The organism is Streptomyces sp. NPDC002490 (assembly GCF_040296045.1).
Classification (GTDB): Bacteria; Actinomycetota; Actinomycetes; order Streptomycetales; family Streptomycetaceae; genus Streptomyces.
This window is the reverse complement of the sequence record NZ_JBEOWM010000043.1, coordinates 1-24,036: the sequence shown is the minus strand read 5'-3', so window position 1 is coordinate 24,036 and position 24,036 is coordinate 1. Positions and strand designations below refer to the sequence as shown.

29 protein-coding genes are annotated in these 24,036 nt (G+C 71.6%); 9 read left to right on the top strand and 20 right to left on the bottom strand.

Annotated elements, in window-relative coordinates; all coding sequences use genetic code 11:
• Positions 1 to 157: 157 nt before the first annotated feature.
• Both ABT092_RS24120 and ABT092_RS24115 read right to left on the bottom strand, forming a co-directional pair.
• Positions 158 to 1,447, bottom strand: a complete 1,290-nt coding sequence (locus ABT092_RS24120; protein ID WP_351247225.1) for a helix-turn-helix transcriptional regulator — start codon at positions 1,445 to 1,447, stop codon at positions 158 to 160.
• Between the two features lie 145 nt (positions 1,448 to 1,592).
• Positions 1,593 to 2,687, bottom strand: a complete 1,095-nt coding sequence (locus tag ABT092_RS24115; RefSeq protein ID WP_351247224.1) for a helix-turn-helix transcriptional regulator — start codon at positions 2,685 to 2,687, stop codon at positions 1,593 to 1,595.
• A gap of 956 nt (positions 2,688 to 3,643) precedes the next feature.
• Between ABT092_RS24115 and ABT092_RS24110 the strand changes: the two genes are divergently transcribed.
• The 9 genes from ABT092_RS24110 to ABT092_RS24070 all read left to right on the top strand — a co-directional run bounded on the left by ABT092_RS24110 (position 3,644) and on the right by ABT092_RS24070 (position 10,506).
• The gene (locus tag ABT092_RS24110; protein ID WP_351247222.1) at positions 3,644 to 3,991 is read left to right on the top strand and encodes a hypothetical protein; all 348 of its coding nucleotides are present in this window, start codon (positions 3,644 to 3,646) and stop codon (positions 3,989 to 3,991) included.
• A gap of 2 nt (positions 3,992 to 3,993) precedes the next feature.
• On the top strand, positions 3,994 to 4,965 hold the full coding sequence (locus ABT092_RS24105; RefSeq protein ID WP_351247220.1) for a hypothetical protein: 972 nt from the start codon (positions 3,994 to 3,996) through the stop codon (positions 4,963 to 4,965).
• Entirely contained in the window at positions 4,965 to 5,684 is a 720-nt protein-coding gene (locus tag ABT092_RS24100) for an ATP-binding protein (protein WP_351247218.1), read from the top strand. The genes ABT092_RS24105 and ABT092_RS24100 overlap by 1 nt, the downstream gene beginning before the upstream one ends.
• Before the next feature lie 95 nt (positions 5,685 to 5,779).
• Complete coding sequence (locus tag ABT092_RS24095) at positions 5,780 to 6,346, top strand: WhiB family transcriptional regulator (protein ID WP_351247216.1); 567 nt, start codon at positions 5,780 to 5,782, stop codon at positions 6,344 to 6,346.
• Positions 6,343 to 7,314, top strand: a complete 972-nt coding sequence (locus ABT092_RS24090; RefSeq protein WP_351247214.1) for a DUF2637 domain-containing protein — start codon at positions 6,343 to 6,345, stop codon at positions 7,312 to 7,314. Before ABT092_RS24095 ends, ABT092_RS24090 begins: the two co-directional genes overlap by 4 nt.
• A gap of 114 nt (positions 7,315 to 7,428) precedes the next feature.
• Positions 7,429 to 7,653, top strand: a complete 225-nt coding sequence (locus ABT092_RS24085) for a hypothetical protein (RefSeq protein ID WP_351247212.1) — start codon at positions 7,429 to 7,431, stop codon at positions 7,651 to 7,653.
• A 269-nt stretch (positions 7,654 to 7,922) separates the two neighbouring features.
• The gene (locus ABT092_RS24080) at positions 7,923 to 8,276 is read left to right on the top strand and encodes a plasmid mobilization protein (protein ID WP_351247210.1); all 354 of its coding nucleotides are present in this window, start codon (positions 7,923 to 7,925) and stop codon (positions 8,274 to 8,276) included.
• A gap of 3 nt (positions 8,277 to 8,279) precedes the next feature.
• A complete protein-coding gene (locus ABT092_RS24075; protein WP_351247208.1) occupies positions 8,280 to 9,986 on the top strand; it encodes a relaxase/mobilization nuclease domain-containing protein in 1,707 nt (568 codons plus the stop codon).
• Positions 9,987 to 10,056: 70 nt separating this feature from the next.
• The gene (locus ABT092_RS24070; RefSeq protein WP_351247206.1) at positions 10,057 to 10,506 is read left to right on the top strand and encodes a hypothetical protein; all 450 of its coding nucleotides are present in this window, start codon (positions 10,057 to 10,059) and stop codon (positions 10,504 to 10,506) included.
• Between the two features lie 127 nt (positions 10,507 to 10,633).
• Here ABT092_RS24070 and ABT092_RS24065 read toward each other — a convergent pair whose 3' ends face one another.
• The 18 genes from ABT092_RS24065 to ABT092_RS23980 form a co-directional block, all read right to left on the bottom strand.
• Positions 10,634 to 10,954, bottom strand: coding sequence for an esterase (locus tag ABT092_RS24065; protein WP_351247205.1), 321 nt, complete (start codon positions 10,952 to 10,954; stop codon positions 10,634 to 10,636).
• A gap of 47 nt (positions 10,955 to 11,001) precedes the next feature.
• Positions 11,002 to 11,220, bottom strand: coding sequence for a hypothetical protein (locus tag ABT092_RS24060; protein ID WP_351247203.1), 219 nt, complete (start codon positions 11,218 to 11,220; stop codon positions 11,002 to 11,004).
• Positions 11,221 to 11,517: 297 nt separating this feature from the next.
• Positions 11,518 to 11,661: a hypothetical protein gene (locus ABT092_RS24055; protein ID WP_351247201.1), complete on the bottom strand. Its 144-nt coding sequence runs from the start codon at positions 11,659 to 11,661 to the stop codon at positions 11,518 to 11,520.
• A gap of 471 nt (positions 11,662 to 12,132) precedes the next feature.
• Positions 12,133 to 12,447: a hypothetical protein gene (locus tag ABT092_RS24050; RefSeq protein WP_351247199.1), complete on the bottom strand. Its 315-nt coding sequence runs from the start codon at positions 12,445 to 12,447 to the stop codon at positions 12,133 to 12,135.
• A gap of 180 nt (positions 12,448 to 12,627) precedes the next feature.
• A complete protein-coding gene (locus ABT092_RS24045) occupies positions 12,628 to 13,458 on the bottom strand; it encodes an SPDY domain-containing protein (protein WP_351247197.1) in 831 nt (276 codons plus the stop codon).
• Between the two features lie 40 nt (positions 13,459 to 13,498).
• A complete protein-coding gene (locus ABT092_RS24040; RefSeq protein WP_351247195.1) occupies positions 13,499 to 14,716 on the bottom strand; it encodes a hypothetical protein in 1,218 nt (405 codons plus the stop codon).
• 74 nt (positions 14,717 to 14,790) lie between these two features.
• Positions 14,791 to 15,255 (bottom strand): hypothetical protein, encoded by a 465-nt coding sequence (locus tag ABT092_RS24035; protein ID WP_351247193.1) that lies wholly within the window; start codon positions 15,253 to 15,255, stop codon positions 14,791 to 14,793.
• Positions 15,252 to 16,019, bottom strand: a complete 768-nt coding sequence (locus ABT092_RS24030; RefSeq protein ID WP_351247191.1) for a hypothetical protein — start codon at positions 16,017 to 16,019, stop codon at positions 15,252 to 15,254. Before ABT092_RS24030 ends, ABT092_RS24035 begins: the two co-directional genes overlap by 4 nt.
• A gap of 2 nt (positions 16,020 to 16,021) precedes the next feature.
• Positions 16,022 to 16,594: a DUF4913 domain-containing protein gene (locus ABT092_RS24025; protein WP_351247189.1), complete on the bottom strand. Its 573-nt coding sequence runs from the start codon at positions 16,592 to 16,594 to the stop codon at positions 16,022 to 16,024.
• A gap of 102 nt (positions 16,595 to 16,696) precedes the next feature.
• The gene (locus ABT092_RS24020; protein ID WP_351247187.1) at positions 16,697 to 16,855 is read right to left on the bottom strand and encodes a hypothetical protein; all 159 of its coding nucleotides are present in this window, start codon (positions 16,853 to 16,855) and stop codon (positions 16,697 to 16,699) included.
• 34 nt (positions 16,856 to 16,889) lie between these two features.
• Positions 16,890 to 17,549 (bottom strand): DNA cytosine methyltransferase, encoded by a 660-nt coding sequence (locus ABT092_RS24015; protein ID WP_351247273.1) that lies wholly within the window; start codon positions 17,547 to 17,549, stop codon positions 16,890 to 16,892.
• A gap of 191 nt (positions 17,550 to 17,740) precedes the next feature.
• A complete protein-coding gene (locus ABT092_RS24010; protein ID WP_351247185.1) occupies positions 17,741 to 18,337 on the bottom strand; it encodes a hypothetical protein in 597 nt (198 codons plus the stop codon).
• Positions 18,337 to 19,506: a DnaB-like helicase N-terminal domain-containing protein gene (locus tag ABT092_RS24005; protein WP_351247183.1), complete on the bottom strand. Its 1,170-nt coding sequence runs from the start codon at positions 19,504 to 19,506 to the stop codon at positions 18,337 to 18,339. Before ABT092_RS24005 ends, ABT092_RS24010 begins: the two co-directional genes overlap by 1 nt.
• Positions 19,503 to 19,658, bottom strand: coding sequence for a hypothetical protein (locus ABT092_RS24000; protein ID WP_351247181.1), 156 nt, complete (start codon positions 19,656 to 19,658; stop codon positions 19,503 to 19,505). The genes ABT092_RS24005 and ABT092_RS24000 overlap by 4 nt, the downstream gene beginning before the upstream one ends.
• Positions 19,659 to 19,786: 128 nt before the next feature.
• Positions 19,787 to 21,517, bottom strand: a complete 1,731-nt coding sequence (locus ABT092_RS23995) for a type IV secretory system conjugative DNA transfer family protein (RefSeq protein ID WP_351247271.1) — start codon at positions 21,515 to 21,517, stop codon at positions 19,787 to 19,789.
• Between the two features lie 147 nt (positions 21,518 to 21,664).
• Positions 21,665 to 22,234, bottom strand: a complete 570-nt coding sequence (locus ABT092_RS23990) for a hypothetical protein (RefSeq protein WP_351247179.1) — start codon at positions 22,232 to 22,234, stop codon at positions 21,665 to 21,667.
• A 46-nt stretch (positions 22,235 to 22,280) separates the two neighbouring features.
• Positions 22,281 to 22,778 carry a hypothetical protein gene (locus ABT092_RS23985; protein ID WP_351247177.1) on the bottom strand — a complete coding sequence of 166 codons (498 nt, stop codon included), beginning with the start codon at positions 22,776 to 22,778 and terminating at the stop codon, positions 22,281 to 22,283.
• A complete protein-coding gene (locus ABT092_RS23980) occupies positions 22,750 to 23,586 on the bottom strand; it encodes a hypothetical protein (RefSeq protein ID WP_351247175.1) in 837 nt (278 codons plus the stop codon). Before ABT092_RS23980 ends, ABT092_RS23985 begins: the two co-directional genes overlap by 29 nt.
• Positions 23,587 to 24,036: the final 450 nt, after the last annotated feature.

Here is a 24,036-nt window from a genome sequence, read left to right as displayed (position 1 = left end):
CGGAACTGCCCGCCCCGGACTCCGTGTTCCTCATCATGGCCCTCGCCATTGCCCAGCTGTCCCATTCTCGTCGGGAGGCTGTACGTCCTGGGTGACCGGCGGCTGGCCCTGATCCTGCGCGCCTTCGCCGCGGTGGCGGAGTCCAGGACCGTCACGGTCACGTCGTCCGAAGGCTCCGTTCGATTCCGTCAAGGACTTTGACCCGGGCCTTCAGCTGAGCGATCAGCGCGCGTGCTTGCCTTCTCGCCGCGTCCGGCTCGGCGGGCAGGCAAGCGCGGGCCAGTGCCGTGAACTCGTCGCGGAGGGCGGGGTCGAGCGCGGCCTCGGGAAGACGGACCATCACGGGATAGGCGGCGATCTCGCTGACGTCCCACCTTCCGTCGGGCGCGTTGGTCGCCCAGATCACCGTGCCGCTCTCGGGCACGAGGGTGAGACTGCATCCCGGACCGATCAGCCGAGCGAGCCCTGGCAGGGGGATGCCGCGTGCGCCAGCGAGGTCGGCTGCCGCGCGGGCCGTCGCGACGCTGACGCGGGCGGTCGCGTTCTGGACAAGGCGGCGGCGTTCGACGAGGTCGTGCTGGGGAGTCGCGCTCGCGACACGGGCGTGGTCCTCCTCTCCGGTCCAGCTCACCATGACCATTTGATGCTCCGGGCTGGCGGCCGGGCTGAGGACGTGGGTGACGGCGGTGACCGGTTCCCAGCCCAGGGCGGGCAGGCTCATCCGCAGGGTGACTCCGTCGCCGTGCGCGCGGACGCGAGTGGACGCGTCCCAGATCGCCCGGACGTCCGGATCGGCGCAGACCTCGTCGACCAGCGCGGCGATCCGGGGATCGGTGTCGCCCCAGTGCACGAGGGCATACCTGAGCTGCTCCACTCCGATCTCCGACGCGTGGCGGTACCAGTCGTGCACCTGCGTGCGCGCCTCGCGGCTGATCAGGAGCCACTTCATCAGGTTGGCCCCGGGGTTCAGCAGCCCGGGCCACAGCGCGGCGGCGGCGCGGGAGTAGGACACGACGTTCCACGAGGTGTCGTAGACGACGGCGGGAGCGTTCCGCGTGGCGACCAGCAGGTCCAGGAGAGCCGTCGGCCGCGCACCGCCGCCCTCGGCCGGCTCGGAGGCTCCCGTGGAACGGCCAGCCAGGGTTGCAAGGGTCTTGCGTTCGGCGGGGTCGAGGCGGAGAGCGTCAGCCAGCGCGGGCAGACACCGGGCGACCTGAACCGGAGCGGCACCGGTCTCCAGGTCGCGCACCCATCTCTCGGACCGGCCCACCGCAGCAGCGAGGGCCTTCTGCGTCATCGGCTGGCCGTGCTCGCCAGCCGTGGTCCGCCATGCTTTGACGAGGTCGCCGAGCCTCAACGCCCGGCCGATCCGTGGAGCGGCGGTCGGCGGTATCGGCTCGTCACCCTTGCCGTCGTCGGCCCGGTGACGCGCAGGGGGAACACTCACTGCAGTCCTTGCTTCTTACGCAAACTGGGAAATCTATGAGAAGCCACGTGCTCGACGGTCTGGGGATACGGGGAGACCGGGGTGCGGGGGGCCGTTGTACGTGGTTTGACGGGGCGGTGGTGCAGAGCTGGGCGCGTTGGGCGGATTAGGCTGACGTCGCCGTATCGGCTCGAGAGGCGTCCGCTCTGGCAAGCTCGTCGCGTATCTGGGTGAGGGCCTCCGTGCGTTTGCGCAGGTTGCGGAGCCGGGCGTCGCAGACCTGGATGGCTTCGGCGGGGCTGGCAGGGAGGTCGGCCCGGAATTCGTCCATCAGGTGGTGGCGGGCGGTGTACTCGGTCACGGCCGGAGGCAGGTACGACCAGGGTGCGGTGGTCTCCTGCCCGGAAAGGGCGGGCACTCCGGCGAGGGGAACGGAGACGTCCTCGTCGGTTCCGGCCCAGGTGATGACGGTGGCGCGGCTGCCAGGCAGTGAGGCGGGGAACAGCACGTGGCTGATCACCTCGATGTTGCCCAGGGATGGCAGGGACATCTGGAAGAGGTGGCCGTCACGGGACTTGGAGACGGCGGCCACGTCGGTGTCCCACAGCTTCCCGCATCGGGGGTCCGACTTCACCTCCGTGATGAGCTTCAGCAGGTCGGGGTCGTGCGGGTATCGGGTGCTCGCGAACCGGAGGAGTTTGACGTACTCGGTCGCGTGGTGGTCCCAGTCGACGTACTGGACACGGGCTTCCGGGCTGAGCATCGCCCACCGGATTAGGTTCGCGCGGGGCTCGCGTACCCACGGCCACAGCGCCGCCATCGCCGTGTTGTGGCCGATGACGTTCCAGACCTGGTCCGTGAGGTAGGCGGGGGCCGGCAACTGGTGGTCGAGCAGCTGCTGGAGGTCGCGGCGGACGGTCGGGTTCCCCAGGGACGTGGGGATCGTCGTCAGCGCGCCGTCCATGAGCGCGAGCACCAGGGCCTGGTACTCGTCGGGTCCGAGCCGCAGTGTCTTCGCCAGTGAGTCGAGGACCTCCCGCTCCATCTTCGGTCGGGCCCCGCGTTCCAGGTTCTGGTACCAGCCCCGGCTCCGGCCGATGGCCTCCGCGACCTCGGTCTGCGACAGCGGCCTGCCGAGTCCCAGCTTCTCCCCGGTGACCGCGCGCCAGGCGCGCAGGAGGCCGGGGTGGCCGAGGAGCTGCCCGGGGGACAGCGGCTCGGAGCCGTGATCCGGGAAGGGCGCGGGGGCGCCGACGACCATCAGTTCCTCCAGGACGCGGGAGCGGAGTGTTCACCACGGGGCGGTGAACACGAGGCGCACTCGTGGTGGCCTCGTTATCAATATCAACCGGCGCAAAGAGATTGCAAAGCGATCTTGAAGCCGCGGCGGGGTAGGGGATCTGGCTGTTTTGGTTGAACTTGCAGCCGACCTCCTAGTGCACCCCCCGTCTTCCGGTGGACTGCGGTGTGCTCATTTTTTTGAGCGCGCCGAGTTTTCCGGGCTTTGGTTGGCGGATGGACGGGTTTCCGGGGCTGGTTGATCTATGGATTCACTGTTTACGTGTGAGTAAGTCCGGCTGTTCTTTTGAATGTTGGCGGTGTGTGGATAACCGGCAATTTACCTGCCGGTCCTGGTCGTTGCGTCTTCTCGGAGGGCTTGCCCGTCGTTGACGGGATAGTGAACTCCCGCTTAAATCCGAGATGCCGCCAAGCGGTGGCTGCTGGGTGCGTCCGAAGGGGGAGCGATGGGGTGCCGTACTGGTTAGTGAGCATGCTCACTAATGCGTGACCTGGTCATGTGGCCTCTGCGGGTGTTGCTCCAGTGCCGTGGCGTGAGTGGTCGCGGGCCGGATGAAGGGTGGGCGTGGGGCTTGCGCTCGTTCCCGTAATGCCCTCTGCGGATGTAGGGCGATCGACCGCCCATGTCTCTATGTCGTGTTGGTGTCGAAGTACCCGAACACCCTCTATGCGCTGGAGTGTTGGACTGGTCACGCATATGTTGTTGTTCCCGGCGCGACGGCCGGACCGGACCAGAAGAAGGAGGGGGCGGGTGAACGACCCACCGCAGCAAGGCGGGTAAAGGAAACGGCGCCCGGGAGTTAGCCGCTCCCGAGCGCCGCACTGGCGCCCCGAAGGATGCCCATAACTGAAGCGGGTCGGCTGACCTTTTCGACGAGAACGGCCGACCCGCTCCACCTACAAGTAGGGAATTCTCGCATGCCCGCGCACCACAGCGGAAGGGCCCGCATAAGCCTGCCCACCGCAACCCCCTCCGACCGCAGCCAGCGCCTCGCCCGCGCCGTCGCCGCGATGCTCCCCGGGGCCACCACCGCCCGGGTCTCCCAGCGCGACCCCGGCAAAGCGTGGCCCAGCCCCCACCTCCGCGCCTACGACGCCCACGGGCACCAGCTCCCGGTCACCCGCGCGAAGGCGCTGACCGCCGCCCGCTGGATCATCCGCGCCCACCCCACCGTCAACTGGACCGGCGAGGCCCACGACCTTGACCTCACCACCGGCACCCTCCGCCTCGCCGCCGAGGCGTACGCCACCGCCGGGGGCCGCTGACCATGGCGCGTATCCGCACGATCAAGCCCGAAGCCTTCGTCTCCGAGTCTCTCGCCGCGGTCTCCCTCTCCGCCGAGCGGACCTTCCTGGGCCTGCTCACCGAGGCCGACGACCACGGACGCTTCCCCGACCAGCCGGTCGTCATCGCCGGACGCCTCTGGTGCACCCGCCCCGGCCACGGCCCCGTCGGCGTCGAAGACGACCTCCTCCAACTCGCCGCCCAGAACCTGATCTGCCGCTACGAGATCGCCGACGGCGACACGACCAAGCGCTACGCCCACGTCGTCTCCTTCCGCAGGCACCAGCGGATCAACCGGGCCAGCGCCTCCCGCTACCCCGCCTGCCCCCACCACGACACCTGGGACACCGCCACAGTGCCGCCCCCGACCACCACCCGGGCGGCTCACGGAGGGCTTACGGAGGACACGGTGAGCCCTCCCGGAGCACTCACTGAGGGCTCACTGAGCCCTCACGGAGGCAGCGATGAGCCCTCCATGAATCACAAAACCACAGGTCAAACGGCACTCAGTGAGCCCTCAGTGAGCCCTCACGGAGGACTACGTGAACCCTCCGTGAGCACTCACCCCCTGGAACTAGGAACTAGGAACAGGGAACTAGGAACTACTGCTGGGGGCGCGAGCGCCCCCACACCCGGCAACCGTCCCTCGGCGAAGCAGCTCATCGACGAGTACGCCGCCGCCTGCGCCCACACACCCCCGAACAGCGTGCTCGGACACCTCGGCCGCGAGACGGCCAAACTCCTTGCCGAGGGAATCGACCCGGACCACGTCCGCGCGGGACTCGCCCGCCACCGGGCCAAGGCCCTGCACCCGAGCACCTTGCCGAGCCTGGTCCACGAGGCCATGAACGCCGGGGGCGGCTTGGACCGGCCGGGCTTCCCGACTACCGTCCCCGCACGCCGGGCCTGGGCCAACCCCGCCGACCCTGCCGCCGCCTACGCCGAGGAGCTGTGATGCGCGTACCGAACGCCCAGCCCCAGCCCGTCGGCGGTCTCGCCCGCCGTCTCGCCCACATCCTCACCACCCGGGGCATCGACCCCCTCGCCGCCTCAGTAGCCGAGGCCCAGCCGGTGCCGGCCCTGTTGGCCGCCGAGTCCCGTATCCCCGCCCGCTACCGGGCGGCGACGGCGGACCATCCGGCGGTCGCCGCCTGGGTCCGCAACATCGCCGCCGCCGGACGCCCCGGCCCCGGCGGTGCGCCGGGGATCGCGCAGGGCAGGTCGCTGCTGATCGCCGGGACCACCGGAACGGGCAAGACCCACCAGGCGTACGGCGCCGTCCGCTCGCTGATCGGGGCGGGGGTGCGGTTGCGCTGGAAGGCGACCACGGCCGCCGACCTCTACGCCGAACTCCGCCCCCGCCCTGGCCACGACGGCGAACGCGAACTCCGGGACCTGGCCCGCTGCCCCCTGCTGATCATCGACGACCTGGGTGCGGCGAAGCAGTCGGAGTGGACCGAGGAGATCACGATGCGGCTGATGAACCGCCGCTACAACGAGATGCTCCCTACCCTGGTCACCACCAACCTCGGCATGGCCGACCTGCGCGCACACGTCGGCGACCGCGTCGCCTCCCGCCTCGCCGAGATGGCCGACAAGGTCATCCTCGACGGCCCCGACCGCAGACGCACCCACACCGCCGCGCGACGCCACCCCGCCGCCGCGACCGCCTGATCCCGCCGAACCCACCGGACCCCGCCCACCACGGGCCCGCCTTCACCGACCCCGGACGAGCACACCACTGCCCCGGGGCCCTCTGGAGACCACACATGCTCAGCGCCACCACCCACAAGCCCCGCACCCTCGGCAACCACACCTGGCAGAACCAGGCCGCCTGCCACACCACCCCCGGCACCAACCCGGAGACGTTCTTCCCCGAGCCCGACGAAATGGACCGCATCCGCGCCGCCAAAACCCTGTGCGCCCAGTGCCCGGTCCGCCGAACCTGCCTGGACGCCGCGCTCGAGAACGGCGACCGCGACGGCATCCGGGGCGGCCTCACCGAACAGGAACGCGACGCCCTCCACAGCAAGCTCGCCCACCGCGTCGACTACACCCGCATCAACGCCACCCTCGCCGGGAGCGACGTCCACCTCAGCCGCGCCGAACGCCGCGCGGTCGCCCGCGACGCCTACCAGACCGGAATCCCCGCCGACCACCTCGCCCGCCTCCTGAAGGTCACCGTCGAGCACGCCAAAAAGCTCTACCGCCACGCCGCCCGCGAGATCAGCCACCGCAACACCAACACCAACACCAACACCACCAAGGCCGCGAAGACGGTCCCCATCACCCCGGTGAAGACCCCGGCCCGCACCGACCTCGGGACGGCCGCGTGAGCGCCCCGGCGCCGATACCGGCGCACGCCACCACCGCCTGGGACAAGGCCGCCGTCGTCACCCTCGGCGCCGCCGCCTGCGCCCTCTCCTACGACGCCCTCCAGCAGATGGCCGCCTCCATCCACATCCGAGGCGCCCTCACCTACCTCTTCCCCCTGATCATCGACGGGTTCATCGCCTACGGCGTCCGAGGGCTCCTCGTCCTGCGCACCGCGCCCTTCGCCGCCCGCCTCTACGTCTGGGCCCTCTTCGGCACCGCCTCGGCGGTCAGCATCTGGGCCAACGCCCTGCACGCCGTCCGCCTCAACCAGCAGGGCCCACCGGGAGTCGGGCTGAGGCTCGGCGACCTCACGGTGGGCGTCCTGTCCACGGTCGCCCCGCTCGCCCTCGCCGGTGCCGTCCACCTCTACATCCTCATCGCCCGCCGCGCGGAACCCACCGACCGGCCCGGTCACTTCGGACAGCCGGATACTCAGACCGTCCGCACCGACCGGATCACCACCCACCGTCCGGGAGTGACCGACCGGCCGGAGAGCGACCGGACAGAACTGACCGGCCCGGCGGACACTGACCGCCCGGTCGCGGTGACCGCCGGACACCCGGCGGCCGAACTGACCGTGCCCGTCCCCTCCGCCCCGGACACCCGCCCGGTCACCACGGTCACCCTGTCCGACCCGGAGCCCGAGCACACCGGCCGCGACGACGCCAGACCGTCCGGGGAACCGGACAGCAGACCCACCTCGGACACCTCACCGGCTGCCTCGACCGGGCTGACCGGAGCGGAGGGCGAGGACGAACTGCTCCCGATCGCCCGCGCGGCGGTCACCCGGGCGAACCGGGTCACCCGCCAGATCGTCGCGGACGCCATCCGGGGCCAGGGCATCCCGCTGGCCAACGACCGGCTGACCGCCCTGGTCACCCAACTCCGCACCGAGGACCGACCGGCCCAGGTCACCCTGACCGGCTGACCGACCGCCCCACGGGGTGACCGGCCCGGAGACTGGCCGGCCCGGTCACCCCGCCCCGGACATCCGGACGCCCCGGACACCGACCGACCGCCCCTGTCCGTATCGGAGACCTTCGTGCGCACCACCCCGGTCACCCCGGCCGAAGCCGACGCCTGGATCACCACCCTCCACCGGCACGGTCACCTCCACGACGCCGAACGTGGCCCGGACGGGACCTGGACCGTCCGCCGCACGGCGACGAGTCGGCCGTGGACCCTGCACCACCCGGCACTCGCCCTCGACTACGCCGCCGAGATCCTCCGGGACCTGCGGCGAACCGCCCCGGAGACCCGCCGATGACCCTCCCTCCGTCCGCCGAGCCCGCCACCGTGGTGGCGGGAGGCGACTGCCCGGCGCGAGGCCGAGCAAGCTATAGCGTCCGAAACTCCTTGGCAGCCCAGGGCAGCCAAGGAGTTTCGGACGCGCTCGCCCCCACCCCCAACGGGGCGGGGGAACCCTCCCGGCACCAGGGGGCGCCGGGAGGGGAGGCCGCGACCGGGGGCGGATCGCAGCCAGAAGACGGAGAGGCTGAACCTCCCGCGCGCCAGCGTCCGCGCCTGCGCCAGACCGTGCAGCGCGACCACGTCCGCAGCGTCCGCCTCACCGCCGACGAACTCGCCACCGTCCAGCACGCAGCCCGCGCTGTCGGGCTGACCACCGCCGGGTTCCTCGCCGACGCCGCCGTCGCCCTCGCCCGTACCCACGGCGAAGCACGGATCTGGCTGACCGACCAGCGGGCCCTGGTCGAAGAACTGATGACCGTCGGCGCCCAGCTCGCCCGCGCCGGGAACAACCTCAACCAGGTGGCGAGGGCCCTCAACTCCGGCGGACACAGCGACCACGTCGACCAAGCGGTCGCCCAGGTCCTGAAAGCGGCCGTCCGCGTGGAGACCGCCGCCGTCGAGATCGCCCGGCGGCGGTGACCCGTGGTCCCGGACATCTCCACCGGCAGCCGCACCTACGGCCTGCTCGCCTACCTCTACGGCCCCGGCCGTCGCGACGAACACGAAGACCCCCACATCGTCGCCTCGTGGCAACCCGTCCTCGCGCCCGACCCGGGCCGGGACCCGGCAGCCACGCTCAAGCAACTGACCGACCGGCTCGACCTCCCCGTCCTCGCCCTCCCCGCCGACCGCCGCCCGACGCGGCACGTCTGGCACTGCCCCGTCCGCACCTCCCCCGGCGACCGTCTCCTCACAGACACCGAGTGGGCCGAGGTCGCCCGCCGCATCGTCCACGCCACCGGCATCGCCCAAGCCGGTGACGATCAGGCATGCCGCTGGATCGCAGTCCGCCACGCACCAGATCACATCCACATTGTCGCCACCCTCAAACGCCAGGACGGCCGAAGCCCCCGCCGCCACAACGACAGCGACCGTGCCCAGGCCGAATGCCGCCAGATCGAGAAGGACTTCGGACTCCAGCGCCTCAACCCCGGCGATCGCACCGCCGCCAAACGGCCCACCAGCGCCGAACGCTCCAAGGCGGAGCGCACCGGACGGGCCGAGCCACCGCGCGAAACCCTCCGCGAAGCCGTCCGCCAGGCCCTGGCCGGAGCCGCCACGGAGGACGAGTTCTTCGCCCGGCTCACCGCCGCCGGACTCCGCGTCGAACAGCGGATCGCCCCGTCCGGCGACACCCTCGGCTACAAAGTCGCCCTCCCCGGCGACCGCAACCGCAACGGCCAGCCCATCTGGTTCCCCGGCTCCAAACTCGCCCCCGACCTCTCCCTCCCCAAGATCCGCCAACGCCTCACCGACAACCCCCTCAACCCCACGGACGAACCCCGGCCACGCCCGGCCCGCGCCCGCCGCGACGCCATCACCCCCGCCCTACGAGCCGCCGCCCTCCTCGACCATGACGACGACGGCACAGCGGTCGCCCAACTCGTCGGCACCGGGGAACTCCTAGACGCCCTCGCCCAGACCGCCCCAGCCGCCACCCGAACCGAACTCCGAACAGCAGCCCGCGCCTTCGAACGCGCCACCCGCACCCACGAACGCGCCGCCCGCGCCGACCACCGCGCCCTGCGCACAGCGGCCCGCGGAGTCCTCCGTGCCGGGGACGCGCTCGGCCGGGGCGAGGACGGCGGCACCACGGCCATGGTCCTGTCCACCCTCGTCCTCGTCACCCTCGCCGCCGCCCGCTGGCACTCCGCCCACAACCACGCCCAACAGGCAGCCGCCGCACGACAAGCAGCCCACCACCTCCGCACCGCCTACCGGACCGCCGCCGCGACACCGTTGAGGACGATGCGCCTCCACGGCCAGCGGCTGCCCGAACCCGTACGTGACCATCACACCGCCACGGTGACCGCCGCTCTTCCCGAGTACGCCGACTGGCTCCGGAACGGAACCGGCTGGGACGCCCTGATCGCCACCCTCGACCAGGCCCAGGCGGCTGGCCACGACCCGACCACCTTGCTGAAGACCGTGATCGGGCAACGCGAACTCGACACCGCCGACAACATCACCGACGTCCTCATCTGGCGCATCCGCCACACCACCAACCTCCCCACCGCCCCGAAGCCGACCACGGCCACCAGCCCGGCCCGCACCCGGGCCCCGAAGCCCGCCGAGACCGCCACCCACACCACTCCGCCCCCGCCCGGTCAACAACGCCCACGCCGCTGACCCGCGCAAACCACTGGACTTCCACCAGCCCTACCGCTATGGCTCGAAGAAGCGAGCCCCAAGGAGGAGCATGATCTACGACGACACCCAGCAGCAGCCCAGAACCACCACTCGGCTTGCCCCTGCACCGCAGCCGACCCCCGCTCTGACCCCGGTGCCAGCCCCCGGCGATGACCCGATCCTCCAACTCCAGCAGGAGTACGGCCTTGAGGGCGCCCACATCCGCATGCGCAGCACCAACTACCCCGAGGAACTGTTCATCACCGGCCTCGTCGTCATGTGCCCGAGCTGCGGAGCCCGCCGCGACTGGATGGTCATCTGCGACGGCAACCGCATCGACATCCGCTGCCGGTGCGCGCACCAGTGGCACGAGCCCGAACTCACCCGCGCCGATTTCGAGGAGATGATCGACGTCGGGCCCGGCCCGGTCTACCCGAGCCTGGAGGACGCTGCCCGCGCCACCGGCTTCGATGGCACCTTCACCGGCATGTACCTCAACGAGTGCCGCCCGATGGAGTGACCTGGGTGGCCGCAGGCCCGCCCGGCCTGGAACGGAGGCGGGGGCGGGGCGCCACGGTGACTGTGAGCGGGGGTACGACGATGAGGCCGCCCGGAAGTTCCGGGCGGCCTCATCGTGAGTGGTGGGTTCAGATGGTGGTGAGGGCTTTGGTGGCGACGCGGAGCGCAGCGTGGAGGGCGAGGGTCTCGTAGACGGTGGGGTGGACGGTGGTGGTCCAGTCGCCGTGGAGGCTGGGCCAGGTGGCGAGGGTGACGTCCATGGTGTCGAGGCCGAGGTGGGCGGTGACGTCCATGCCGTCCGAGGGACTTGGGGTCCAGGTCAGTAGGAGGGCACCGGGGCCGAGCCGGTCATGGTGCGATCTGGGGGCGGGGTGCCAGGTGGCGCGGAGGAGGTCGCCGGGGCGCGGGGAGACCTCGCGGACGAGGGCTCCCCGGACACCGACCGGCATGGGTCGCCGGGCAACCGTGCGCAACGGGAAGAGGCCGGTGGACGGGGTCATTCGCCGCAGGTCCAGTTCAGTTCGGTGGAGATGGAGGGCGGGAGGTAGTGGTCCTGGCCGTTCTCGGCGAGGTAGGCGGCGGGGCCGTCCACCCCCGTGCCCTGGACGACTTGGCCGATGGTGTGTGCGAAGGGCCAGTCGGGGTTGACGGCGAGGAAGACGGGGAGCGCGGGGTCGAGGGTCTGGAGCTGGTGGATGAGCTGGGCGACGGTCAACTGCTGGGACAGGGCAATGCCTCCTGGTGAGGAAGACGGGAAGAGGGCTGGAGGTCAGCGACGGTGCGGGTGGGCGGCGGCCCATGTCGGCGGCGTAGCCCTTGGTCGACGACGGTGCCCCGGTCCAGGTGCCGCAGGAGCAGGTGGCCACGAACCGGTCCCGGCCGGTGCAGTCTTCGGCGAGGGGTCTGTTGCCGGTGGTGAACCGGTGCTCGGGCGGGCAGACGGTGCCGTCGGAGTGGTACGCGTTCACGGCGACCTGGTGACGCACGAACGGTCCTCCTTCAAAGGGGGCGGTCAGGAGCAGTGGGTGCAGTAGGTGGTGGGGGTGGCGACGGGTCCGGCGAGGAACCCGGCGACGGCCTGCGGGGGGTCGTTGGCCGGGAAAGTCTGCTGCCAGACGGCGTTGCCGCTCGAGTCGAGGGCGGTTTTTCCCGGCATCCGTACTTGAACATGGGTGGGGAACAGGTCTCCAGTCCGTTTGGGCCGGTGGGTGTCTGCCGTGGGCGAATCCCGCCCGGAACGGCGGCCTGGGGAAGGAAATGGCCGGAAGAGAAGGAGTGAACAGCGACGCGGTTCGGATCTACGAGGAGCTGGTCGACAACATCCAGGCGTCGTCGTGGGGTACATGCCCGAATCGCGGACGCCCCGCCGTGTCGAGCTGCCCTGGACGAACTCGTCGCCCTTGTACGCCCAGAGGACGAGCCGGGGATCCCTAACGTCGTCCGGTCCGGGGAACAACCCTCAGTTCCCCCGCCGTGCCGCCCCAGGAATAGGAGCAGGGGCAGGGGCAGGGGGGCCGGTGCTGACCGGTGGTTGTGCGAGCGAGGGCGGCATTGGCGCGTGGCACGCCGGTACGGGACAGGTCGAGTGTCAGGTTGTCGGCGAGATGGCCTTCGGGGTGGGCGTCGATCACGGAGCAGATGGCGTGGAGGCGGACGTTGGCTTCGGCATGGGCGGTGCGGAGCCGGTCGCTGGCGGAGGCGATGGCGTCCGGTTCGTGGAGGACGGGGACGTGTCCGGGGCGGGTGAGGTGGTGGAGCGGTTCTGGTGGGCGGTGATCTCGGCGTCGGAGAAGAGAAGACTCCCTCGTATCCGCAGCACCGTGACGAGGGCGGGATCGGTGGTTCGGCCTTCGCGCTGAAGTGTCAGCAGGGCGTCGACGGGTCGCTGCCAGGCGGCCTTGATGACGGAGTCGGCGGTGGCCAGGGCCGTGCGCTGGGACACGAGTGGTCCTTCCCAAGGGGGTGAGGCCGCGGTCAGCGGCCGGATGAACAGGGGTGGGGACGGGTGGTCGCGGGGGTGCAGATGCCCGGTCAGCTCGGGTTCTCGGTCGCCCGGGCCATTGGTGGGAAGCGCAGCGGCGGACCTCTGGACGGCAGGGTGGGTGCCCATGGAGGGATCTGGTCAGCGGTGCCGCGCTGACGCGGTGCCTGGGGCCGCGGTCGTCGTCCGGTACACGAGGGCCGGTGGGGGGCTCACCGTCCGGGGCACGGTCGAGCGGGAGCGGGCGACCGCCGCGCGTTGGACGTCCAGCGGGCTGGGGGCCGGCGGCTTGACCGGGGTGATGCGGGCCGCACTGCGGTTGCGTTCCGGAACGAATTCCTTGTAGCGGGGGACGGGGGCGGGGTCCGTGAGCCGGTTCATGGTTGCTGTGATCAGGTGGGTCGGGGTGTGGGTGGTGAAGGTGCCGAGCCACTCGGAGGAGTAGCCGGAGGCCCCACCGCTGACGGTCCACCGGGAGCGGAGATCGTTGATCTCGTCCTGGTGGTCCAGTTGGCGGTGGACGTAGCTGACCAGGGCGAGCCGGTCGGGCGGCTGGCTCGTGCTGACGTAGGACCTGTGGTTCGTGCGCCACCCCGCCTCGTCCAGGGCGAGCAGCGGAGCCGTCTTCGAGGCACTGGGGGAGACGCTGCCGCCCCCGGCGAGGGCGGTGGTGAACGCGGCGACGACCTCGACCGGCGTGTAGTGGTCGAAGGTGGCCAGCCACAGGGGCGGGGCGAGGGGCCGCTCGTGGCCGGTGATCCGCCACAGGCAGCCGTTCTCGCCCTCGGGCAGCCAACCGACCTGGACCTTCTGGTCCGGAGAAGCCAGGTACGCGTTGGCCAGGTCGTCGTAGACGATGGTGAACCCCGCGCCCAGCAGGGGGCGCAGGGCCGGGTCTCCGGTGTAGGTGGAACCGGCGAGGTACACGGGGGAGACGAAGACGTCCCCGTCGATCTCTTCGGCGGCGGGCATGCGGGTTGCTCCGTTCCTCGGGATGGGGGCGGGTTGGGGGTCAGCGGCTGCGGGGCGGACGGGAGAGCGCGGTGACGCTGGCGGGCACCTGCGGCTGGGCCCCGGGCGGGTGCGAGAACAGCGTCGCTGGCGCAGTCGGCAGCGACGGGGAGCGCTGGACGGCGACGGCCGCCCACTCGCTGCTCGCGGCCTGCGCCCGGATCACGACCGACCGGGCCGTAGTAGTCGGCGGCTCGGCGCCGAGTGGCCAGGACGCCAGCGCGGCGTAGACGTCGCCGAGCTGCTGGGCGGCCGGGGTCAGTTCGAACTCCCCTCCCCGCCTGGTGGCGGTGGTGTGACGCATGAGCAGCCCGTCCTGCTGCATGCGCGTCAGTCGCACGAACACGGAGCTGGACTGGAGCCCGGTCTCCCGGGAGACCTCGGTGGCAGTGAGCGGCCCGTACCGGTCAAGCACCGTGAGAGCGGCGGTCGTCCCGGCCCCGCGGAGCCGGGCGAGGACGTCCTCGGCCCGTTCCGCGTCGGCGGTGGCCGTGCTGAAGTGGGCGCGGTGCCAGGCGGCGAGGGCCCGGTGCACCGGCTCGGCCCCCCGCCCGGACTCGGTGATCTCGTACGTCCCGAACTTCAGCCGGTGAACCAAGTCCCGGTCCTGCATGCGGGTGAGGAGTTGGACCGTGTAGGAGTGGCTGTTCCACGGCGTCGCCGCGACGATCTCCGCCGACCGCATCACCTCCTGCTGGCACAGGGTCTGCAGGAGCCAGGTCGTCCAGCGGGGCGCGAGTGAGGCCAGAGCCTGGTCGATCGATTCGGTCCGCCCAGGGAGGGCGGTACGCAGGGTAGGCACAGTAGGACCTCCGGGGTCAGCGGGTACGGCGGACAGCGGTCGATGGCGTGGTGGTGGGGATGCCGGGCCGCCGGAAGTACGGGGCACCTGTGCGAGCCTCTGCGCCGGGGCGTGCCCGGCGCCGTTGGCGGGGGAACGGCGGCAGGCGCCGGCCATGGTCTGCAGATGCTCGGCGCTCTGGTCCCGCCGGGCGGACAGCAGCGCGATCTCGGTACTCGCGGAGCCGAGAGCGATGGCGCTCTGCCCGCCGCGGACGGAGTCCAGCTCCTGGGAGATGTGCGCGGTCCGCTCCTGGACGCGCTGGTCGAGGTCGTCCACCTTGAACGTCGCGTCCGCGATCAGCGCGCTGAGCCGCCCGTAGGGGCTGAGGAAGGGATGGCGGCCGAGGAGATCGGCCGCCGAGTCGGCGCCGAGCATCTCGCGGACGAGACGGGTGCCGAGACCGGACGGCGGGGGGCGTGCACAACAACTCCACAAGAAGGGGCGGGGGTTCAGGGACGGGACCGGCGCTGAGCGGTCGGTGCAGAGGCCGCGGTCGGCGCGGCAGCCTGGAGCGGCTGAGCGCTGGTAGTGCGCATGTGAGGGGAGCGGGAGCGCGCGGCCTCGGCCCGCTGGTCCGGCGCCCCGACGACGGCGTCGCGGCGGAGGCGGTCGGCGGCGGCGCGGTAGACGGTGTTGTCGTAGCGTTCGCCGACCGCGACGAGGAAGATCTCCCGCCGGTGCTGCGAGGAGGGCGGGGCTTCCCGGAACTGGAACACCATCCGCCAGCGGGTGCGCGGGTCGACGTAGACCTTGTGGCAGCCGGCCAGCTCCCGGTGCATCCGCGCCCCGCGCTCGTTGCCGTGGACGAGGTGCTGGAGTTCGAGCAGGGCCAGGTCCCGGATGTTCCCGGGAACGTTCCGCAGGTCCTCCAGGGCCTCGGGGTGCGCGGCGAACGCGTACCGCGCGGACTTCATGATCGCCCCCGACCGGGCCGGGCCGTCGCCGGGGCCGTCGGCCGGGGCTCGACGACCGGCGCCGGCGTGCCGGCGAGCCGCGACGGCGGCCGGGGCGAACGCGCGCGGGCGGCCTCAGCCCGTACCTCCGCAGGCGCGGGGGCGTGGGGGAACAGGAGGCTGGGGTTGGCGAGCCAGTCCGCCGCGGCCTCGGGCGTGGGGAAGGCGCCTTCGCGCAGCGTGTAGGTGTGCGAGGGGCGACTGACCTCGTCGAGGAAGAGACGGCACGGCGCTCCGGCGGCCTCCGGGTGGGAGTCCCGGATCAGGGTCCAGCTCTCCCAGGTGCGGTTGCGGTGCTCCAAAACCTCGTACCGGCCTCCGGGATTGGTCCGCAGCCGGGTCTCCAGGCTGGTGGTGAGCGTGTCAGCGGGACGGGGCCCTTGCGCGTTCGTCACCACGGTGCCCTCGGGCGGACAGCCCCGCCCGACCAGCCACCCCTGGGCGAGCGGCACCAGAGGATGCGCGCTCGCACCGAACCGGAACGTCCGCGCGTCCGGATCGCGAATGATGTGCAGCGCCACGAACGGCGGTGTCTCGGGACCACCCCACACGGCGGCGCCGTTGTGGAAGAGGAAGAAGCTGTCCCGCTCGGTGTGATGCCCGGCCAGAAAAGCGAAATCCTCCCCCGCCATGGCCACGAAGTCGAAGTCTTCCCCGACGAGTTCGTCCGCCGGACGATAGCCAGCCACCCAGTAATCCAGCAGCCGATCCACAGGCTCGGACATGGTCACACCTCCCCAGTCCCCAGTGCGGACAGCAGCCGGTGACTCGGCCGCGCCGCGCTGGTGGTGCAGGCACCGAAGGGACCGTCCGGAGCACGGAGCTGAAGCCACACCGGGTCCAGATGGTCCCGGTGCCACGTCCCCGGACCCACGGGGCCGGCCTCGGTGTCGGTGAGCTGCTGCCACGCCAGCCACAACCCGTGCAGACGGGCGACGGCCTCGGGGTGCTCCCGCCACTCGAAGCACCACGGACGACCGGTCGTGATCTCCCGGCCGTAGACCGGCAGCAGCAACCGCTCCACCCACGCGCCGAGCGCAGAGAGTTCGTCCTCGAACGCCTGCCCGGCCATCGCCAGGATGAAGATCGACGACGGACCCTCCACCCCATCCGGGACGCTCTCCCCGGCGGCGGGGCTGGCCGTCGGGTCGGGGTCCTCTTCGTCGTCGGGGTCTTCGGTGAGGCGGGCGATGTTCTCGCCGTGCCGCTGGGACTCGGTCATGAGCCGGTTCACGGTGGAGACCAGATCATCAAGGTCGTGGTCCGCGACACGCACCGGCTCATCGGCAGGTATCGACATCGGCAGCCCTCATTTCCGCAGATCGGACGGGTGTTGGGCTGCTGATGGTCCGGACGAATCCCGGTTTGGCCCGGCCGGGAGATCCGGGATAGAAGGGGACGCTCACCGCGCCTGGTGCGGGCAGTGGTCCAGGGGCGGGGCGAGCAGTTCGACGGCGCGGGCGGCCTGTTGGGGGACGACGCCGTTACCGAGGGCGGTGAGCTGGGCGGGACGCCCCAGACCGGGGGTGTCGGTGACCCAGCCCGGAGGGAGACCCTGCATCCACTCCACGAACCGGGCGTTCAGACGCCCCGCGTCACAGGTCGGCGCCGGTGCCGGACGGGTCACCGTCTCCCATCGGGCGACGGCTGGCGCGTACCGTCCCCACCGCTGTCCGTCCCGGTGAACAACGGCAGGACGTCCACCGCTCCGGGACACGGGGCTCCTGCCGGAGCCGGGCCGCCGCCGAGGACAGCGTCAAGTCGCCGTTGCCGTGGCGCTGGTTCGGCGAACCCTTGATCCCGTCCGACGCCTTCGGAGTCGGCAGCAGCCACTCCACCTCGTCCGCCAAGTTCGGCCCGTGGCCACCCCGTTCCGCTTCGCCGGCTGCTGGCTCCCGCCGTTCGTGGCGATGTTGCTGGTCGGCGTCTTCAACAGCGGCGTGGTGGGGCCAGGCGGTGAGGAAGACCGGCTCGCAGCGGTGCGGGGCGCCGACGTCACAGGCGCGAAGCACACGCCAGCGCGCATCGAACCCGCAGTCGGCCAGGGAGCCGAGTACGGCACCGAGTGCCCGCATCCCAGGCTGACCTGCATGGTCTCCCAGACACCACGGACAGGGTTCCAGCTCGCCAGAGGTCGGGTCGGCGGGGGAGGTGAGGAGTCCCCGGACATTCTCGATCACCACCAGACAGGGTTGAAGGGTCTCGATGGCGCGGGCGACGTGGTGCCACAGACCGGACCGGGTGCCCGCGGACAGTCCGGCTCGGCGACCGGCGACCGAGACGTCTTTGGCAGGGGAAACCCGCCGTCAGGACGCACACCTCGGCACCCGGGTCGGTGTCCGCGTGCCAGGCCATCCGCCCACCGAGCACCGACTGGACCCCCAGATCCAGACCGCCGTACCCGGAGCACAGGCTCCCGATCAGCCGCCCACCACGAGCGAGCCGTTCAGCGGGCACGGCGGGGCTCCGGGGGATTGGGGTGCCGGGGCACCAGGGTTGGCGAAGGCGGTGGGGTGCGGTAGATCGAGGTCGCCGGAACGGAACGGTGGAGCGCGGCGAGCACCCGAAGCGGCGTGGTGCCGATCCCGTCCGTACAGCCCCGCAACTCCCGGCCCACGGAACCCAGGCTGTTGTGAACGTGCTGCAGCCCGTCCTGGATCGACCGGAACTCGGCCTGGCTGGCATACCGCAGGCTCCCGCTGCCCGGAGCCTGGGGAGAGTGGTGGAGGAAACCGAGCCGCCGATACGTCTCGGTGAAGTGCGCCAGGGCCCGGCCCGCGTGGACGGCCGCCGCCGTGTACCCGGAGATGACCGGCCTGAGATCGAGCCCGGAGTCATGGTCCGAGGCCCGTGACTGGACCTCGTCGGCCAGACCGTTGACCAGCCCGCTCAGGGCACAGAGCTGCTGGGACGCGGTGACTAGGTCGGGCAGATCGACAGGCGACGACGGGACGACGATGGCCCGGCCGAGTGCATCGGACTCGCGGGCGATCGCGTACAGCTCGTCCTGCTCCAGCCAGGCACGGCCAGCGAGGTGGTTCATCACGCGGGGCTCCGTCGGGGAGTACGGGAGGGAACAGGAGCAGGAGCGGCGGCGGCCAGGGGCTGTGGGGCAACGCGGTGGGGGCGGCTGCGGGCGCGGGCGGCCTCTGCCCGCCCCGGCGACGCCCGCTCCGGTGCGGGTGGCTGCGGTTTCCCGGGCGGGGGTCCGCTGCGGGCGGTGTGCCAGCGGCGACGGACCTCGTCCAGAGGACCGAGGGCGTGCAGGGCATGCCCGATCAGCCGTCCGGCAGGAACCGCCGCGTCCTCGGCCAGGGCCCGGATACGTTGTGCGGACTCGGCCGCCGTCCGCACCAGGGCCGCGCTGACGACCCGTTCACCGAAGTAGTCGGCTGACCCGGCGACCCCCAGTGGGTCGAGCAGGTGCAGCACACGCTCGGCGTCCAGATCAAGGTCGTTGAGGGCGCCGCGCCGTTGGGCCTCCCACAGCACGGTGAGCTGGTCCACGGGTTCGCCACGGTGGTGCAGGGCACCCAGGGCCTGGTAGAGCTGCTGGTGCCCCAGGTCGGCGAAGTCCTCGGGACGGAGCCAGCCGACGACCACGCCGAACTGGTCCGGGCGGGAAGCAAGGCAGGCCAGCAGGAACTCCTCGTCCGCATGCAGCTCCCCGTCCACCGCCGGGGCCCGAGCGACAAGTTCGGGACCGGTCGGGGGCGGAACGGGACGGGCGTCGACACTCCAACGACGGGCGAGATCGCCCAGCATCCCGGCGAGGGCATCCGCCCGGAGAAGGGTCTCTTCGGCGCCGCCGCGGACTGTGTCGGCGCGGGCGGCCTGGTGGAGGCGGACGGCGTGCTCGGCGACCGTGCGGTGGATGGCCCCCTCCAAGACCATCCGCCCGTACACCACCGCGTTCCCGAAGTGCGGGCAGGCGGCGACGAGCTGGTGCGCGTACGACGCCGTGACACCCCGGGTGCGGGTGCCCGCCTCGGTGACCGCGTCCGCCACCCAGGACACCGGTACCGCCCCCACCACCGCCGTGCTCCCGGGATGGGCGCGCTCGCGAAGGGCGAGAACGGAGGCGTAGAGGGCCTGGTGGGAGGGCCGTGAGAAGTGCTCGGGCCGCAGCCACGGCGTGAGCCGGTCAAGCTGGGAAGGGTCGAGGAACACCGCGCCGATCACGGCCTGTTCAGCCCGGTCGAGGGGAGTCACGCCGGGCCCCGGCGGGAGCGGAGCGCGGCGACGGCCTGCTCAGCGTCGGCGAAGTCGGCGGCGAACCGGTCCAGGCCGACCGTGAACGCGGGGTCGTCGAGCCGGATCGAGAGGGCGGCGGTGGTGAGCCCCCACTCGCCGCTGCGACGCACGACCGGAACATCACCAAGCAGTTGGGAAGGAGGGGGCGGGGAGGGCACAGAGGACTCCAGGAGACGCGAGATGGAACGGGGAGGCGGGCGCGGAGTCCGTCTGCGCTGGCAGGAAGCGTATGGGGCGATCACGAGGAGGCCCCGAAACCGTCACGGCCGAGGGTCTTGGCGAGGGCGCGCTCGGTGATTGCGGCCGTCGCCGCTGAGGACGCGGCACCGTGGCGAGCAGCGTCCGGCTCCTTGTACCAAGGCTTCAGATCGAGGAGCGCGGGGCGGATACCGGTCGCCAGCAGCAGCGCGGAGCCCTTGGGGAGCGCGCGGATCGCGTCGGCGGGCAGCACCCGCTCCTGCCGCATCGACACCGACGTCGACTTGCCCGACCCGCTCGTAGAGACGGACACCGTACGGACGTCATGGTCACCAACGAGACGACTTAGCTTGTCGGCAAAGTCCGCGTCATCAATGCCGGAGCCGATGAGCTTCACGGTCGCCGCGGACCAGAGGGCGTCCATGCCACTCTCACCCCAGACCCGCACCCCTTGCCGGTAGGACTGGAGGATCGTCACCGGGATCACACCCCGGGACCCCAAGTGCGAGTACAAGTCCGGGAGATCCTGGATCTTGCACACGTTCGCCGCCTCATCCAGGATCGCGAGCAGAGGGGCGTCGAGCCGACCACCATCCCGCTCGGCCTGGACCACCGCCGCCCGCATTACCGCGTCAGCGGCGGCGGCGATGATCGCCGACGCGGAGCCACCACCGTCCTTCGACAGCAGGAACAGCGTGTCGCGGCTGGTGGCGAACACCTCCGGGCGGAACTCGGCGACCTTCTCCATCCGGCGCGGTGGGGTGACCCAGGCGGCGGTCCCTGGATCGAGGAGGCAGCTCGCGTACTGGCGGGCGGTCTCGTAGATGCCGTCGCGGGTCTCGACGGCACCCGCCACGGTGCCCTGGAGCTGAGCGGCGACCGCATCCAGCCCCGCGTCGTGCAGCAGATCGACCGGCGTACGGTCCGCCGGGGAGGCCAGCCACGCCAGGACGTCGGTGATCGGCCGCCCGTCGTTCGCCGCCGCCAGGAACAAGGCCGTGAGGGTGTTCGCGGCGGCCGTCGACCAGAAGTCCCCCGCGGACGACTCGTCGACCGAGGCGGTGACGAAGTGCCCGGCGAGCCGCCGCGCCCCGGCCAGGTCGTGGGTGTCGGCGAGGATGTCCCACCACATCGTCCTGGGGGCATGGGCGATCTGCTGCGGGTCCAGCGTCCACACCGTCCCCACCTCCGCTCGGGCCGTGGCGGTGGCGGTGAAGGCGTCGTTCGCGGCCTTGTTCGACGTCAGCAGCACGGGGCCCGGGGCCCGCAGGATCGCCGGGATCGCCAGACCGGACGTCTTCCCGGAACGCGGAGCCATGATGGCCAGGATTACGTCCTCCCACGAGGAACGCACCTCCACCCGCCCCGGCTTCAACGTGCCCAGCAGGACACCCCGGTCGTCCGGCGCCACATCCTTCGGCCGGATGCTCTTGAGACTGGGACGCAGCCCGATCGCCTTCGCCGCGCTCTCCTTCGGCAGCAGCACGGACAGGTCCCGGGCGGTGGCCAGACCACTCGCGCCGCCGCGCCGTCGCAGCCAGAGCCTCGCGCCCACCACGGCGCCCGTGGTCAGGGTGAGGCCGGGCAGGACCCAGGCCGTGGCGACCAGCACCACCTGCGGCAGACCGGGCCACAGCTCCCTGGGACGAAGCAGGGCGGCGCTCGGGTCGTGCGGGACCCAGGCGTCGGAGCCGACCACGGCGTTGGCGAGGTTGCCGAACAGCCAGCCGAGCGACCCGGCACCCATGCCGAGTACGGAGGGGCCGAGCATCACATAGAGGAGGAAGTCCGTGCCGGTGGCGGACGAGGGAGGACGAGAGGAAGACACAGAGCAGTCCCGGGCAGCGGAGCGGACAGGAGGACGGGGCAGGGCCAGCCCGGGGCTCTGGTGATCACGATGGACACGACAGGGGCTCCTTCAGCGACGGCGGGAAGACGACGAACCGGTGGGGCCCGGCCGGGCACTCGCAGGTGCGGAACGGCCCGGGGCGGGCAGGGGAATCGCCGGGTGCCCGGGTTCTGCGGCTGTCGGCGGCTTGGCTGGTGCCGTGGCGTAGTAATCGGCGAGCCGGGCCCGCCATCCCGGAATGGTGGAGGGCGGTGGGTCCAGGGCGCGCAGCCGGTCGGTGGCGGCGTGGAGGTCCTCGCCGAGTGCGTGGACGGTCGCGGCGGCGTCCTCGAACAGGTACGAGAGGTCCCAACCCTCGTCCGTCCCGGACTCCTTGGCCCACTCGACGGCCGCCTCGAAGAACCCCGAAAGCCGTTCCAGGACCCCGTCGTCCGGGTCGAGGACGTGCTCGGCGAGATTCGCCACCTCCGCCGCTGACCGGGCGCCGTTGAGCTGGTCGGTCAGCCGAAGGAGCCGCTGCCCGTGCACCAGTCGACCGGAAGGATCAGAGGGGGTGGTGAGCCGCTCCGCATCCAGGGAGGCGACGAGACCGCCCCGCTCGCGGACGGTCACCACATCTGGCTGTTCGGGCTCGGACACCAAGGACTCCAGAAGATCAGTGGGAGGGAAGACGAGTGAGGGGAGATCAGAAGTGGGGGTTCTCGATTGGCCGGTCGGTCCCGCTGGCGGCGGCCAGCAGCTCGGGAAGGTCGACCGGGTCGGTCTCGCGCTGGTCGATCCACCAGCCAGCAGGCGTCACCGGCCGCACCGCGTCCTCCACCTCCGCCCACTGCCCCTCGCTCATAGCCCCTTCGGTGACGAGGGCGGCGTAGGCGGCGGTCACGAGCTGATGGCGGCACCGCGCACCCCAGGCGACCGCCCGCTCGCTGCCCTCTAGGGGCGGCATCCGGAACTCCTCCTCCCACGCGCGGGCCGCTTCGGCCTCGGCGGCCCGCTGCACGGCGATCCGTTCCGCCGTGGCCTCGGCGTCCTGGGCGCGGGCGGTGTGCCAGCAGTCGGTGCAGTCCCGCCCGGACAGCCACCGGGCATACCCCGCCCGCTGGTCAGCCCGACGAGCGGACAGATCCACCTCGCCGGCATGCCCACAGACGTGATCAACGGACCAGACGGTCTTGACGACCATGAACGTGCTCCTCGATACGAGACCAACAGAACGAAAAGGCAAAGGGGTTCAGCGGGTACGACCGGGACCTGCGGGTGCCGAGGGCGGTGGGAACGCCGTGCCCGAGGGTGGCGCGGCGGTGAGGGACTGCCATGGCGAGGCGGCGACCGTGGAACGGGCACGGGCGGCATCGGACACATCCGGTATCGCGGACCGCTCCCGCACCGGGGCCGGTACGTCCTCCCCACCGGTGTCCGGCATCACCGAGAGCGCGAGCTGGACCTCGGAGCCGCTCGCCCAGCGTGACCACCTGATGGACACCGGCTCGCAACTCCAGGGCCAGCTCCCGCCCGTGCTCCGTTCCGAGCCGCTCGCACCACGACGCCGCCGAGGCGAAGACGTCCTCCAGCCCGGTGAAGACCCCGTGGTCCTCGTCCAGGACCGGATCGAGCGCGTCGGCGACATCCACCGCCCGTCCCAGCCCGGACAACTCGGCACTCACTGTGGTCAGCGACAACCCTGGAACCGCCTCCCGCACTCGCACCCCGGCCTCGGCCTTGTCCGGGGCCGGGGGTGGGATCATGACGCTCGGGTCGGACAGCACCGCCAGCCCCGCGCCCTGGAACTCCCTCGACGCCGAGGCCACCGTCCGCAGCGTGGTGTTGAACGGCGTGCCGGGCGGGAGCTGCCACAGCCGCAGGCGGTCGCTGTAGGCGAACCGGTGACGGCGCAGGACCTCGGCGAGAAACAGCCGCTCGTCCGCCGTCTCCGCCACCACACCGAACTCCGGATGCGCGCCGAAGGCGACATCGGGCTCCAACTGCAACACCAGCACCCACTCCTCGGGACGACCTCCCGGACCGGTAGGGCCCGGTGCGGGAGCCCGATGATCGGGCCGGGATGCCGATTTGGTGCGGCCGGGGGTTCCGGGTTAGCGGCCCCGCCCGCCACGCCGGTCCGGTACAGAACCGGTCGCCAGTGCGGGCGACGGGGCGGGTGCGGACGAGGAGACGCTGGGCTGGGGCGAGCGGGAGCGTGGCCTTCGCACGCAGCGTCCAGCAGGGCTGCGGGCGATCTCGACGAGGGTGTCGGTGTCGTCGCTTCAGATCAGGGCGCAGCGCCAGCCCTTGGCTCGACCAGCGCTCTGGTGTGGGCCTCGTCGGTTCTGAGTGCCCGAGGATTAACTTGATCTTTAACCTCGGACGTCGAACGGCCTCTCGTACTTGATCACCCGGTCTGGTAACTGCCGTACGTGCAGGCGGCCTTCGGCTGAGCATGT